Annotated in this window: 1 tRNA gene; it reads right to left on the reverse strand. The window is 38.3% G+C overall.

The features are described from left to right. Window positions 1-316: 316 nt before the first annotated feature. A tRNA-Leu gene (locus Q7C23_RS23395) sits at window positions 317-399 on the reverse strand. Window positions 400-512: the final 113 nt, after the last annotated feature.

A 512-nucleotide genomic window follows, 5' to 3' on the forward strand; every position in this document is an offset into this window, starting at 1 on the left:
AGTGAGAAAAATAGATTTTTTCCTGTTCAGATTATCTAATCTTTTTGCCTAATCCCCAACTTTTGCGTATGATCCATTTTGAAGGCGTTAGATTAGATAGGAGGAGGTAAAAAGTATTTTGTGGCTCAATGTGCTTTCGGATGATTTTGCGTTGGAATAAAGATCTAATAGTATTTATTGTTTCAATGTATTAAAGTATGAAACGAAGAGTATGTTTGTATTAGCAGACTCTAATCTTTCTTGAGGATTTAAAATTAATCAGTCGAAAAACGGCATAAAAAAACCTACTTCAAACGAAATAGGTTTTTTTGTTTAGTGACCACGGTGGGATTTGAACCCACACGCCCTTACGAGCACCACCCCCTCAAGATGGCAAGTCTACCGTTTCTCCACGTGGCCAAAAAAGGAAAAAGGTCAAGTAATATAAATTACTCGACCTTTTGTGACCCGACTGGGGCTCGAACCCAGGACCCCATCATTAAAAGTGATGTGCTCTACCAACTGAGCTATCG

This window comes from Flavobacterium sp. LAR06 (assembly GCF_041946075.1).
Taxonomy (GTDB): Bacteria; Bacteroidota; Bacteroidia; order Flavobacteriales; family Flavobacteriaceae; genus Flavobacterium.